Origin of the sequence: Marinomonas sp. BSi20584, from assembly GCF_002792415.1 — a bacterium.
GTDB classification, from domain to species: Bacteria; Pseudomonadota; Gammaproteobacteria; order Pseudomonadales; family Marinomonadaceae; genus Marinomonas; species Marinomonas polaris.
In genome coordinates, this window is sequence record NZ_KZ454870.1 from 134,367 (window position 1) to 147,845 (window position 13,479).

11 protein-coding genes are annotated in these 13,479 nt (G+C 40.6%); 9 read left to right on the plus strand and 2 right to left on the minus strand.

The window, feature by feature from the left end:
- Nucleotides 1-169 precede the first annotated feature (169 nt).
- Nucleotides 170-997, plus strand: coding sequence for a substrate-binding periplasmic protein (locus TY87_RS03435; protein ID WP_100185993.1), 828 nt, complete (start codon nt 170-172; stop codon nt 995-997).
- Between the two features lie 60 nt (nt 998-1,057).
- Here the strand turns inward: TY87_RS03435 and glgA are convergent, their stop codons facing one another.
- Nucleotides 1,058-2,494 carry a glycogen synthase GlgA gene (gene glgA / locus TY87_RS03440; protein WP_100185994.1) on the minus strand — a complete coding sequence of 479 codons (1,437 nt, stop codon included), beginning with the start codon at nt 2,492-2,494 and terminating at the stop codon, nt 1,058-1,060.
- A 93-nt stretch (nt 2,495-2,587) separates the two neighbouring features.
- On the opposite strand from glgA, the gene glgC reads away from it, so the two are divergent.
- The 8 genes from glgC (at nt 2,588) to acpS (ending at nt 10,524) form a co-directional block, all read left to right on the plus strand.
- Complete coding sequence (gene glgC, locus TY87_RS03445; RefSeq protein ID WP_100185995.1) at nt 2,588-3,841, plus strand: glucose-1-phosphate adenylyltransferase; 1,254 nt, start codon at nt 2,588-2,590, stop codon at nt 3,839-3,841.
- Nucleotides 3,842-4,213: 372 nt separating this feature from the next.
- Nucleotides 4,214-4,846 carry a riboflavin synthase subunit alpha gene (locus TY87_RS03450; RefSeq protein WP_072839608.1) on the plus strand — a complete coding sequence of 211 codons (633 nt, stop codon included), beginning with the start codon at nt 4,214-4,216 and terminating at the stop codon, nt 4,844-4,846.
- A gap of 247 nt (nt 4,847-5,093) precedes the next feature.
- Nucleotides 5,094-6,899, plus strand: coding sequence for a translation elongation factor 4 (gene lepA / locus TY87_RS03455; RefSeq protein ID WP_072839609.1), 1,806 nt, complete (start codon nt 5,094-5,096; stop codon nt 6,897-6,899).
- A 50-nt stretch (nt 6,900-6,949) separates the two neighbouring features.
- Nucleotides 6,950-7,774 (plus strand): signal peptidase I, encoded by an 825-nt coding sequence (gene lepB / locus TY87_RS03460; RefSeq protein ID WP_072839610.1) that lies wholly within the window; start codon nt 6,950-6,952, stop codon nt 7,772-7,774.
- Between the two features lie 17 nt (nt 7,775-7,791).
- A complete protein-coding gene (rnc, locus tag TY87_RS03465; protein ID WP_072839611.1) occupies nt 7,792-8,475 on the plus strand; it encodes a ribonuclease III in 684 nt (227 codons plus the stop codon).
- Entirely contained in the window at nt 8,468-9,370 is a 903-nt protein-coding gene (gene era, locus TY87_RS03470) for a GTPase Era (RefSeq protein ID WP_072839612.1), read from the plus strand. Before rnc ends, era begins: the two co-directional genes overlap by 8 nt.
- Nucleotides 9,371-9,375: 5 nt before the next feature.
- Nucleotides 9,376-10,113, plus strand: a complete 738-nt coding sequence (recO, locus tag TY87_RS03475) for a DNA repair protein RecO (protein WP_072839613.1) — start codon at nt 9,376-9,378, stop codon at nt 10,111-10,113.
- Between the two features lie 27 nt (nt 10,114-10,140).
- Complete coding sequence (gene acpS / locus TY87_RS03480; protein WP_100185996.1) at nt 10,141-10,524, plus strand: holo-ACP synthase; 384 nt, start codon at nt 10,141-10,143, stop codon at nt 10,522-10,524.
- Between the two features lie 34 nt (nt 10,525-10,558).
- Here the strand turns inward: acpS and TY87_RS03485 are convergent, their stop codons facing one another.
- The gene (locus TY87_RS03485) at nt 10,559-13,366 is read right to left on the minus strand and encodes a response regulator (protein WP_100185997.1); all 2,808 of its coding nucleotides are present in this window, start codon (nt 13,364-13,366) and stop codon (nt 10,559-10,561) included.
- Nucleotides 13,367-13,479: the final 113 nt, after the last annotated feature.

Genomic DNA, 13,479 nt, shown 5'->3' on the forward strand with positions numbered 1-13,479 from the left:
TGAAGGTTATTGGTGCCTTTATGGACTTAGGATATTAAGGCGATTTGGGAAAAGTTGTCGAGATGAGAAGTGAATTAAAATGCTTCTTAGAAATAACACCACCTTATATATGCAAAAGAAAAAAGCTTCGCTTATCGTTTGAATTTTATTTGTAAGGGAGTGGCGCTGTATGCGGCTGCACACACACATGGTTTGCTGTTTATTAGCGGTGACTTTTTTTAATACTGATATCGCTTTCGCACAAGACGACTTGTCTTCTTGTGCCTCTCTTACGGCATCTGGTAACTCAGAATACCCTCCTTTTTTGTGGCGAGAAACGTCCACTTCAACAGAGTTACATGGCGTTAATCGTCTTATCATTGATGAATTAAGTCGTCGTATTGATATCCCTATTAGACTTATTCATGTTGGGCCTTGGTCACGAGCTCAAGGTGAAGTGAAGAATGGTCGTGTTGATCTTATGGCTGGTGCTTTTTATACAAACGAGCGAGCCGATTATATGGATTATTTCACGCCAGTGATGTTACATACTGCAAGTGTGGTTTGGCAGCGTAAGGACAAACCTTTTTCATTTAGTCGAAAAGAAGATCTGGTTGGAAAGTGGGGAGTGACTGTTATTAATAACAGTTTTGGACAAGAGTTTGATCAATATGCTCAACATAACCTTAATATATTGGCGGTAGCCAGCTTGTCACAAGCGTTAAGGATGTTGGCTGCGGATCGAGTAGATTATGTCTTGTATGAAAAAAATCCAGCGCATGCTTATGCAACTATGTTGGGTTTGTCTGATGCCGTCATTCCTGTATTGCCTTATATCAGCAGTGAAGGTTTGTATCTGACTATGTCTAAGAAGTCACCTTGCAACGTTAACGGTGTTAAGCGCAAGATTGCTATTGCTTTGCAGGAAATGAAACAAGAAGGCTTCACTGAACAGGCAGTACTTGATGGTGTACAGGAATGGGAAGCCCGTAGCCGAGCAGGTATAACTCTAAAGTAAATGTTAATTTAAATGAATTAAAAAGGGATATATGATGAGATATCCCTTTGTTTTTATTGATTACTTTTGATGAATCAGTGATTCATAGAGGCGAATCCATTGATCTGTCACTACATCCCAACTGTAGTCATAACTCATCGCATTTTTTTGTTTTTCTCGCCAACGATTAGTATCATAGAAACACTCCATACTGCGCTCCATCGCTGCTTGTAAAGCCATTGTTGAGGCTTCCTTAAAGACAAAACCATTCGCACGCTCACCTTCTTCGAATACCGTATCAGCTAAGCCACCAGTTTGTCTTACTATGGGTAAAGTTCCGTATTTAAGTGCATAGAGTTGCGTCAAGCCACAAGGTTCAAAACGTGACGGAATTAGTAGCGCATCGATACCTGCTTGGATACGATGAGAATAATCTTCAAAGTATCCGATACGAACTGAGACTTGGTTTGGGTAATTATTTTGAAGTTCTAAATACTGAGATTCTAAATATTTATCTCCTGAACCTAATACTACAAGTAGAGCGCCTTTTTCTAACAGAGTTGGCATAACTTGCAAAACAAGATCTAATCCCTTTTGTTCTGTTAGTCGGCTAACAACACCAAATACTGGCTGGTTGAGGTCTTCTGATAGACCATTTTCCTGTAATAAAGCGAGCTTGTTAGCCTGTTTTTGACTGAGTGTGTCTATACCGTAATTATGTGGGATTAGAGCGTCTTTCTCTGGTGACCATTGATCGTAGTCGACACCATTTAAAATGCCAACTAACCTGTCTTGCATCGCTCTGAGTGTGCCATCTAGACCGTCTCCATACTCTGGGGTGAGAATCTCTTTGGCATAAGTGGGACTGACTGTGGTCACAGCGTTCGCGTAGACTAGTCCAGCTTTAAGGCCAGAGAATCGGCCATAAAACTCCATGCCGTGCATACTGAGTAATTCTGGTGATAAGTGCATGGCGGAAAATTGATTCATATCAAAACTACCGTTATAACGTAAATTATGTACGGTCGTGACAACTGGGATGTGTTCAACTTTCCAACTTTCAAGATAAGCAGCAGCAAAACCCGTTTGCCAATCATTTAAATGAAGTATATCTGCCTGCCAATCCATAAGGTGTCCATGAAGTGCTAACGTAGCTGCAGCCCATGATAGCGCGGCAAATCGTATATGGTTATCTTCAAAGTCTATGCCACTTTTATCTACATAAGGCCCGTCTTCACGTTCATACAGTGCTTGGCATTGTAGTAACCAAATTGGTGTATCGTTTTCGGGGATATGAGTTTCAAGAAGTAACAAATCTCCAACGCCAAATGGATTTCCTAGGTTGATACTCTTTTGAATTGGCGCTACCTTTTCGAGTATGCCTTGGTAAGCAGGCATGATAAGTTTGACATCGTGGCCTTTTTTTCTCAAAGCAACGGGTAGGGCGCCAGCTACATCGGCTAAGCCACCGGTTTTAATTAGGGGGTAAATTTCGGAGGCAGCAAATAGTATTTTCATTATTAGGCATCTTATTGATTTGGAATAGTGATAAGAGTATACCTAAATGAAACTTCGAATAGAGTGTGTTGATAAAAATTTTAAGGGCATCACATGGATTTAAATACGGCGCGTATGAAAACTCTGTCCATTATTCTAGCCGGTGGACGTGGTTCAAGATTAAAACAATTAACAGATAATCGTTCTAAACCTGCAGTACCTATTGCAGGTAAATATAAAATTATAGACTTTCCGCTATCTAACTGTATCAACTCAGGCATGCGTCGTATTGCAGTCCTAACTCAATACCGCTCCCATACTCTAAATCAACATGTTCAAAGGGGTTGGAACTTTCTTCGTTCAGATTTCAACGAATTCATTGAGCTATGGCCTGCTCAGCAGCAGACTGGCAGTGATTGGTATCGTGGTACTGCAGATGCTGTTTATCAAAATTTGACCATGATTGATGGCCTAGAAAGTGAGTATATTTTGATTCTTGCCGGTGACCATGTTTACAAGCAAGATTACAGTCTCATGCTACAAGATCATATCGAAAGCGGAGCTGATGTCACTGTGGCTTGCATAGAAGTGCCGCTGAAAGAAGCTGATCAATTTGGCATCATGCACGTGGATGAAAACGACAATATTATTGCGTTCGAGGAAAAACCTTCGAATCCTCCCACTATGCCAGGTAAGCCGGATGTATCGCTTGCGAGCATGGGGATTTATATTTTTAACACTAAATTTTTATCTGATAATTTGCGTTCTGATGCGAGTGACGATGCATCGAGCCATGACTTTGGTAAAGACTTAATCCCTTTGTTTGTTGGTCGCAGTAAAATTAAAGCCCACCATTTTGCTAACAGTGTCATTGACAATAAGAGCTATCCAGATGAGCCTTATTGGCGTGATGTAGGGACTTTGACGGCCTATTGGGAAGCTAATATGGACTTGACTCGTTTGGTTCCTGAATTGGATTTATACGATGAAGAGTGGCCGATTCGTACTGCCCAATATCAGCGTCCAGCGGCTAAGTTTAATTACAATTACGAAGAACGAATTGGCACCGCGCTGAATTCTGTGGTGTCCGCGGGTTGTATTGTATCTGGCTCAACGGTTGAGCAATCCATCTTATTTAATAATGTTCGAGTGAACTCTTATTCTCATGTTAATAAGTCGGTGATATTGCCTCGTTGTGATATTGGTCGACATTGCCGCTTGAATAAAGTGGTCGTGGATTCTGATTGTTGTATTCCTGAAGGTACTGTTATCGGTGAAGATCCGGTTGCTGATGCAGCGCGTTTTTATCGAAATTCAGATGGTATTACCTTGGTGACACAAGGCATGATCGAGGCATTATCTGACTAGTTTTTTGATGATTTAGTTCTGTTTTATGTGATGAAAAACCGCTGTTTTAAGCGGTTTTTTTATACCTAAATTAAGTGATAAAAGCGTATTTTATTTTGTGGATGGTTGTTTTTTATTTAACTATTGTTCTGCTAGTGCTTGAAAAACGATAAATTGGGCGCATTAGTAGGGGTTAGATTTTTAGTTATTGGATTGAATGTCGGTTATCCCCGTAACCTGTGGATAACCCTATTGGTGAATCTTTGATAACTTACGCAAAACCAGTCACTATGCTGCTTTGGTCATGGGTGTTCATTTCTTCTGCAGTCTTTGATTTAACGTATGTTATTTGGCTAATGTGTTTATATTTTCACCTGAAAATGAGGGCGTTTTATGTTTACGGGTATTGTTCAGGGCAAAGCGACTGTTCAGGCAGAGAGTCAGGTCGGTCGAAATAAGCGTCTTGAAATAGTTTTTCCTGCTGGGGTTATGCTGAGCCAGCAACTTGGTGCCAGTGTGGCGATAAATGGTGTTTGTCTTACGGTGGCGGAAATTGGTCATGACGTACTAACGTTTGATGTTATTGATACCACTTTGGCACTCACCAATATTGGCTTGTTGCAGACTGGAGATGTCGTTAATTTTGAGCGCGCGGCAAAAATGGGTGACGAGATTGGCGGTCATGTTATGTCCGGGCACATCATGACGTCTGTCACCGTATCACGCATCGAAAAAATTGAAGAAAGCGTTCATATTCGTTTTACGACTGATCGCCAAAATGAAGTAGACGCTAGACGTTACTTATTCAATAAAGGCTATGTCGGTTTAAATGGCGCAAGTTTGACGATCAGTGATATTGGCAATGATTGGCTAGAGGTTTCTTTGATTCCTGAAACCCTAAGATTAACGACGTTTAGTAGTTTGACGGTTGGCGATAAAGTGAATCTTGAAATAGATGCGCATACACAGGCAACAGTCGATACCGTTGAGCGTATTTTAAAAGAGCGAGGGATTGTCTTACCTTAAAGACAAATTTCACTTGAATTACTGAGGCTCTATCTTGTTTGATCTCTGAAATAAATGGAGTCCGCGCTCGATTTTCGGTAGAATGCTCGCCAATTTCTATCCTGAATACTTGTTGATAAGTTTTTTCATTGGGCTGGCATGATGATGTTAGCTGACTAATGCGCTATTTAGACTAAAAAATGTGCATATGTGACTCATTTATCAACAGGTAATCATTCAAATATCGCTTTTAAAGTGTGAGTAAATAGTGTCTTCCAATAATCTTAAGCACATACGCAATTTTTCTATAATTGCCCATATTGACCACGGTAAATCTACCTTAGCCGATCGCTTTATTCAGACTTGTGAAGGTCTGAGCGAACGAGAAATGTCAGCTCAGGTTCTCGATTCTATGGACATCGAGCGTGAACGAGGCATTACCATCAAGGCGCAAAGTGTAACGCTTGACTACCATGCGAAAGATGGCCAAGTTTATCAATTGAACTTTATCGATACGCCTGGACACGTGGATTTCTCTTACGAAGTTTCTCGCTCACTTGCTGCCTGTGAAGGTGCATTGCTAGTGGTTGATGCTGCGCAAGGTGTTGAAGCTCAATCTGTTGCTAACTGTTATACCGCAATCGAGCAAGGCCTCGAAGTTATGCCAGTATTGAACAAAATCGACTTACCTCAGGCTGAACCAGAACGTGTTAGTGCTGAGATTGAAGAGATTATTGGTATCGATGCGATGAATGCCGTGACTTGTTCTGCAAAAACAGGCATGGGTGTTGATGATGTTCTGGAACGTTTAGTTGCGACCATTCCACCACCAGAAGGCGATGTCGATGCGCCGCTTCAAGCACTTATTATCGACTCTTGGTTTGATAATTACTTAGGTGTGGTTTCTCTTGTTCGTATCAAACAGGGTACTTTACGCAAGAAAGACAAGATTTATATTAAATCTACTAAGCAGTCTCACCCTGTTGATATGGCAGGTATTTTTACACCAAAACGTAAAGAAACTGGCGTGTTGAGAGCGGGGGAAGTGGGCTTCGTTGTTGCGGGCATTAAAGACATTCATGGTGCACCAGTGGGGGACACCATTACTCATGCTTCGACGCCTAATGTGCCTCAGTTAGCGGGTTTCAAGAAAGTAAAACCACAAGTTTATGCTGGTTTGTTCCCTGTTAGCTCTGATGATTATGAAGACTTTCGTGTCGCTTTGAATAAGCTGACATTGAATGACGCGTCATTGTTTTTTGAACCAGAGAGCTCCGATGCTTTGGGCTTTGGTTTCCGTTGTGGCTTCTTGGGTATGCTGCATATGGAGATCATCCAAGAACGTTTAGAGCGTGAATATGACCTTGATTTGATCTCTACAGCTCCAACCGTAGTGTATGAAATTGAACTGAATAATGGTGACGTGATCAATGTAGACAGTCCGTCAAAAATGCCCGATCCAGGTACCATTAAAGAAATGCGTGAGCCTATTGTGGAAGCCAATATATTGGTGCCACAGGAATATTTAGGTAACGTTATTACTTTGTGTATTGAAAAGCGTGGCGTTCAAAAGGACATGTTATACGTTGGTCGACAAGTGCAATTACGTTACGAATTACCAATGAACGAAGTGGTAATGGATTTCTTCGATAAATTGAAATCGTGTAGCCGTGGTTTTGCGTCTTTGGATTACAGCTTTTCTCACTTTAGTGCTGCTCCTCTATGTCGTTTGGACATTCTGATCAACGGTGAGCGCGTAGACGCATTGGCGCTTATTATGCACAAAGATAATGTGCAGTTTAAAGGCCGTGCCCTATGCGAAAAAATGAAAGACTTGATTCCTCGTCAGATGTTTGATGTGGCGATTCAGGGTGCAGTTGGCGCGAAAGTGATTTCACGTACCACGGTTAAAGCACTGCGTAAAAACGTTATTGCCAAGTGTTACGGTGGTGACGTGAGTCGTAAGAAGAAATTGTTACAGAAACAGAAAGACGGTAAAAAACGTATGAAACAGGTTGGTAACGTTGAAGTGCCACAATCTGCTTTCCTTGCGGTTTTGCAACTAGATAGCTAGCCAGATAATCAACAGGTGTGCCAATGCACACCTTGGTGGAGAAATGAACTATGGGTTTTGATTTCGAATTGATACTGGCCATTGCGTTTTTGGTGACAGGTGTCTTCTGGGTTTACGACCGCATTGTATATTTACCAAAGCGTAAAGTCGTTTTGGCAAATATGGCGATAGAAACACGAAGTGCTTTGAGTAAAGATGCTCAGCAGAGATTAGCCGAAACACCTAAATTCGTTGTAGAGGTGAAGTCATACTTCATTATTATTGCGGTTATATTTGGCTTGCGTTCTTTTGTTGTTGAACCTTTTCAGATTCCATCCGGTTCTATGCTGCCAACGTTAAAAATAGGCGACTTTATTCTGGTGAATAAATTTGATTATGGTCTTCGTTTGCCAGTTCTAAATACAACTATTATTCCTACTACAGAGCCAAAACGTGGGGATGTGGTTGTTTTTAAATATCCTCGTGATCCTAGTCTAAACTACATTAAGCGTCTAGTTGGTCTGCCTGGTGATCAAGTGAGCTATCACAATAAGGTTTTGACGATCAATGGTCAGCAAGTTAGTAAAGAGTTTTTAGCTAAGTTGCCCGTGTCATTGAACCCAGACCAAGAGCCTGTAGACTTGTTTAGTGAAAACTTAGGTGGTGTACAACACGATATTTATAATAGTTACCGATTTACTCCCCATGAAGGTGAATGGACTGTACCAGCAGGGCATTACTTTGTGATGGGTGATAATAGAGATAATAGCGCTGATAGCCGATTTTGGGGTTTTGTCCCAGATGAAAACATGAAAGGTCGTGCCTTTTATGTTTGGCTGCATTGGGACAATTTTTTTAGTATCCCAAGCTTTAAAAATAACGGTTTGATTGAATAAGTATTTTTGGAGACATTTTGAGTTCATTGTATCAGAAGCTGAGTCGGCGAATTGGTTACTTTTTTGCTGACCTTGGACTGCTTGAACTGGCGCTAACGCACCGTAGTTTTGGTGGAAAAAATAATGAGCGCCTTGAATTTTTGGGTGACTCGATTCTTAATTACGTGATAGCGGAAGATCTTTTTCACCGTTTTCCAAAAGCCAAAGAAGGCGAACTAAGCCGTTTGAGAGCCTCGTTAGTAAAAGGCGATACTTTAGCTGAATTGGCCAGAGAGTTTGAATTGGGTGACTACCTTAAACTAGGTGCTGGGGAATTGAAGAGTGGTGGTTTTCGACGTGACTCTATTTTGGCCGATACCGTAGAAGGGATTATAGGTGCCATGTATTTAGATGCCGGCATGGATGTTTGTCGCCAGCATATATTAGCGTGGTACAAAGAACGTTTGGATGCTACGTCGCTAAAGATTGTTACTAAAGATGCTAAAACTCGTCTACAAGAATTTTTGCAAGCTCGTAAGCATGCGTTGCCTCAATATGATGTGGTTAATATTGTAGGTGATCCCCATGATCAGACTTTCTATGTTCATTGTCACATTGAACTCTGTGAAGAGTTTATTGAAGGTAAGGGTAATAGCCGTCGAATTGCAGAGCAAAATGCAGCTGCAAAAGCATTGAAAAAACTGGAAAAGAAAGATGTCTGAAGTTGAAGTTACGCACTGTGGTTATATTGCCATTGTTGGGCGCCCAAATGTGGGTAAGTCAACTTTGCTTAATCACATCTTGGGTCAAAAATTATCTATTACTTCACGTAAGCCACAGACAACACGTGATCAGATTCTTGGTGTGAAAACCGAAGGTCACGTTCAGGCTATTTATGTTGATACACCTGGACTGCATTTAGGTGAAACCAAAGCCATTAACCGTATTATGAATAAAACTGCAGCAGCGGCATTGAAAGATGTTGATGTGGTGTTGTTCGTTATTGATGCTGATCGTTGGACTGAGGAAGATGAATCAGTTCTTCAAAAGGTCAAACATGCGCGCTGCCCTGTTATCTTGGTAGTGAATAAAGTGGATCAATTGGATCAGAAAGAAGATCTATTACCACGTTTGGCTAACTTATCTGATCGTATGAATTTTGCACAGATAGTGCCTATTTCAGCGTTGCGTAATAACAACTTAGATCGTTTGGAGCGCTTGGTAGAAAGCTATATTCCAGAAGGGGTACAATTTTACCCTGAAGATCAGATTACCAACCGTAGCTCACGATTTTTGGCAGCGGAAATAGTGCGTGAAAAAATCACTCGTCAGCTTGGCCAAGAAGTGCCTTATGAAGTGGCTGTGCAGATTGAGGAATTTGTTTACGAAGAATCTGCTATTCATATTAGTGCGTTAATTTTGGTTGAGCGAAATGGTCAAAAACGCATAATTATCGGCGAACGTGGCGATAAAATTAAGCTTATCGGTAAAGAAGCTCGTATTGATATGGAGAATTTATTTCAGCATAAAGTGATGTTGAATCTCTGGATCAAAATACGTTCTGGTTGGTCCGATGATGAGCGTGCGTTAGCCAGTTTAGGTTATCAGGAAGAATAATTTCGATGCGCGTTTCTGCGTATGTGATTCATACTCGCCCTTTTCAGGACAGTAAAATCCTGCTTGATATGTTAACACTTGAGCAGGGTTTGATTAGAGGAGTATGGCGATTACCAAAAAAAGAGGCTCGGGTCATACCTGGGCCTTTTTTATGTTATGAAATGGAGTTTTCTGGCCGCAGCGACTTAAAAACGGTGAAAAGCTTGGAGTCGGTAAAGTCGGCGTCTTCTTTGGAGGGCTTACCTTTATATGCGGCGCTCTATGTGCATGAGTTACTTGAGAAGCTGTTACCGATTAATCTTCCACTGCCTGATGTTTTTGAACTCTACAAATGGCTGATTGAAAGCTTGCATGCAGGGGCTCCGATAGCACCTTTATTAAGACGTTTTGAGGTTGGTTTGTTTTCGGAGTTAGGTGTTGGTATTAATATGATATCAACTGGTCGAGGTGAGGTGCTTGAGGCGCGTCAGCTGTATCAATTTCATTATAAGTTTGGTCTACGACCCTATTATGGTGAGATACCTAAGCAAATGCCGATGTTGTTTGTCGAAGGGCAAGTTGCGCTCGATTACTATGCTGGCAAGTGGATGGATAAGCAAGTTTTAAGTCTTGCAAAAGAGTTACATCGTAATTGGTTGGATAGTTTGTTGAATGGCAAACCTATTGTTTCTAGGCGTTTGCTACCAAAGCAGCCTTTTCAAGGGGAACGGCATTTAGGAGTGCCTATTTTTCGTGCTTTGTGAAGATTGGTTCTATAAAGAGGTGAGTGTTTGATTATCGGAGTTGGAACTGACTTAGTTGAAATTGCTCGTATTGCTCAGTCAATTGAGCGTTTGGGTGAGCGATTTATTGATAGGATATTGACTGCTGCAGAGAAAGAACGTTGGCTACAAATTAATAATCTAGATAAAGCAAATGCCTACGTTGCGAAGCGTTTTGCTGCAAAAGAAGCTGCAGTTAAAGCGTTGGGAACAGGTATTGGTTCAGGTGTTAGTTTTCAGCATTTTAGCGTTAGTAACTTGCCTTCTGGTCAGCCGGTTCTTACCGTTGATGAAAGTATCATTGCTCGTTATGACTTCCCTGTATCGTGGCATCTAAGTTTAACCGATGAAAAAGCTTATGCTCAGGCTTTTGTCGTTCTTGAGTCTAAATAGTTGAATCTAAATAGTTAAGTCTAAATAGTTAAGTCTAAATAGTTGAATCTAAGTGCTGAGGCCAAGGAATAAGCTGTCTATGGCTTAGTAGCTCTTCTATTGCTTCAATAAAGTCTTCCGCTACGCCGTCAGCGTCTTCCAAGCCTAACTCTTTTAGGTGTGTTTCTAAAAATCCAGCATGGCGTGCAATGTTGATGGTGCCAGTATATTTAGAGGCGCCATGTATTCTGTGTACTACTTCAATGAGTTTTTCTGTGTCTTGGTTTTCTAAGTGATGTTGGATGAGTTTTTTCTCAGCATCTAATGAGTCTGCCAGCATATCAAACATCTCTTTTGCAATGTTGGTTTTGCCATCGACAATTTCAAGTGCTTTTTCTAAATCGAAAATACCAATTAGCTTGTCATCTACTTGATCTTGAAAACTTTTTGTATTTAAGCGCCAAGTTTCGATGGTACTAAGAAGAAGTTCTTCATTAATAGGCTTAGTTAGATACGCATTCATACCGCTTGCGAGTATTTGTTGTTGTTCAGACCCTAAGGCGTGAGCGGTTAGTGCAATAATGGGTGTGTTTTTATAGTTTTCTATTTGTCGGAGTTGTCTTGTGGTTTCCATGCCGTCCATTTCAGGCATTTGTATGTCCATAAATATTTGATCAAAGCTTTCGCTCATTGCCATATCGATGGCTTGTCGGCCGCTATAGGCTAAAGATACTTCGATGCCGATAGGGACTAGCCAGTGTTTTAGTAATTGTAAGTTTATTGGTGAATCATCGACTGCAAGAATTTTGAGACCGCTAATTTTTTCCTGTAGTACATTTATTTGATGCTGTTGGGGGTGTTGAAGTGTAGTTGAGGTGTTTCTGTTATTAAGGTATTGCAATGCGTTGTAGAGACGATCATGGCTAATAGGTTTAAGTAGAATGTCACTACATAGTTCTTTTAAATCAGGATAATGAGCAATTTGGCCGGGAGGCTGAATCATTAAAATACATGGAATAGAAAATTGTTGCGTAGAATAGGTAATAAGCTCGCGAGCTTCGGCAACACTTTGCTCATCAGGCATAACACTTAGTAGAATAGCGTCAATGGTGTCATGCTGCTTATTTAGTAGAGCTACCATTTGTTCTAAGTCCGAACAGGCTGTACAGCTAACACCAATGCTTTGTAAGTAGTTGGTCAGATAGCTTTTATAAGTCGCGCTAGGTTCTAGTAGCACTGCATGACGATTTAGGGCGCTTTTATCATTGCTTAATTTTGGCGACGTTTTTAGATTGATAGTGAATCGGAATGTTGAGCCTATGCTTGGATCGCTGCTAACTTCAATTTTGCCATTCATTTGCTCAACCAGCTTTTTGGTAATAACTAACCCAAGTCCAGTTCCACCAAATTGTCTGGTGGTGCTGGTGTCTACTTGTGAAAAAGGCTTAAAAAGGCGGTTGATTTTATGTTCGGCAATACCTATGCCTGTATCTATAATCTGAAAAGATAAAGTGATTTCTTGTGGGCTTTGTGAAGCGATGGATACCCTTGTGCGAACTGACCCTTGGTGGGTAAACTTAATCGCATTGCCAATCAAATTTGTTAAAATTTGGCGTACTCGTGTGCTGTCTCCAACAAACCATTCTGGCACATCCTGGTTGAATTCTGGTACTAAATCGATCTGTTTTTCTTTCGTTAGCAAATTGATGCTGAGGATTTGATATACATCATCTAATAATGTTTTCAGATTGAAGTGGTTGCTTTCAAGATTGAGCTTACCAGCCTCAATCTTTGAAAAATCCAATATATCGCCAATGATGGTAAGTAGGCTATTGGTCGATTGTTCAATGGTGTCCACATAAAGTCGTTGCTGAGTATCTGTAATGTCTTTCTGCAGTGTTTTTGTATAACCGAGAATCGCGTTTAATGGAGTACGAACTTCATGGCTAATATTGGCAAGAAATTGTGATTTTAAACGGTTTGATTCCATTGCTTCGCGATTTGCTATATGTAGCTGCGCACTTTTTTCTTCCATGCTATCCATGCTACGGCGAATATCTTCCGTTGACTGCTCAATGCCTGCAATCAGTTCTTCATTGTGATGTTCTAATCTTTCTGTTAAATCAAGCAGGTCTTTTTGGAGTGCTGCGTACTCTGGTGGTAATTTCATTAACTTGGCACTAGAAAATTGACCTTTAACCAATTTGTTTAGCGCAGAAGAGAGCCTATTTATTGGCAGAGTTAATGTTCTTGATAGATGAAATGCACCTAAAATAACCAGTATATTAAAGATAAGCAGAATAAAAATAATCAGGCAGGCGTATTGGTATTTTTCTATTTGAATTGCTGATTTGTTAGCTTCAATTTTTACCCAGCCGATTAAACTGCGCTGGTCTACAGTGTTGAATAAGTCTGCTTGAGTGTTAAAAGTGCCATTAAGAGAGTTGTTGGTGTAATGAATGGCGCTAATCGATTCTATGTATTTATCATATTGTTTTATATAGCTATTTTCTGGAAAATTGGTGTCGCTTGATTCTGGCGCTTTACCAAGTTCTGCTATGAGTTTTTGTTCGCTATTAAAAAGTTGAACACTACTTATATCTTGATTGTTTAGTGCATTTTGTAATATCCGATACATCATGTTTTGGTCGGAAAAAACAATGGCATATTCGCTGGTTGTAGCGACTTGTTCAGTGATATGTGAGGTGTGCTCGTATAAATTACGATTTAGATCACTAAAGCGAGTAGATAAGAGAAAAGTGCCAGCTAGCAATGAGACTACGAAAACAGGTGCAAATAATGCCCAAAAAAGTTTACTGCTTAGTCTTAGAGTTGGTAGGTTTGAGAAAGGTGATTTCTTCATACTAAGAATCTAGTCTGTTGGTTAATAGCAGGATAGATTGCCTTGGTCTTTACGGTCATTACATTCTCTTTCATAGTTGCCGCATATATGTTGTTCGCTGCTAGATGGAGAGC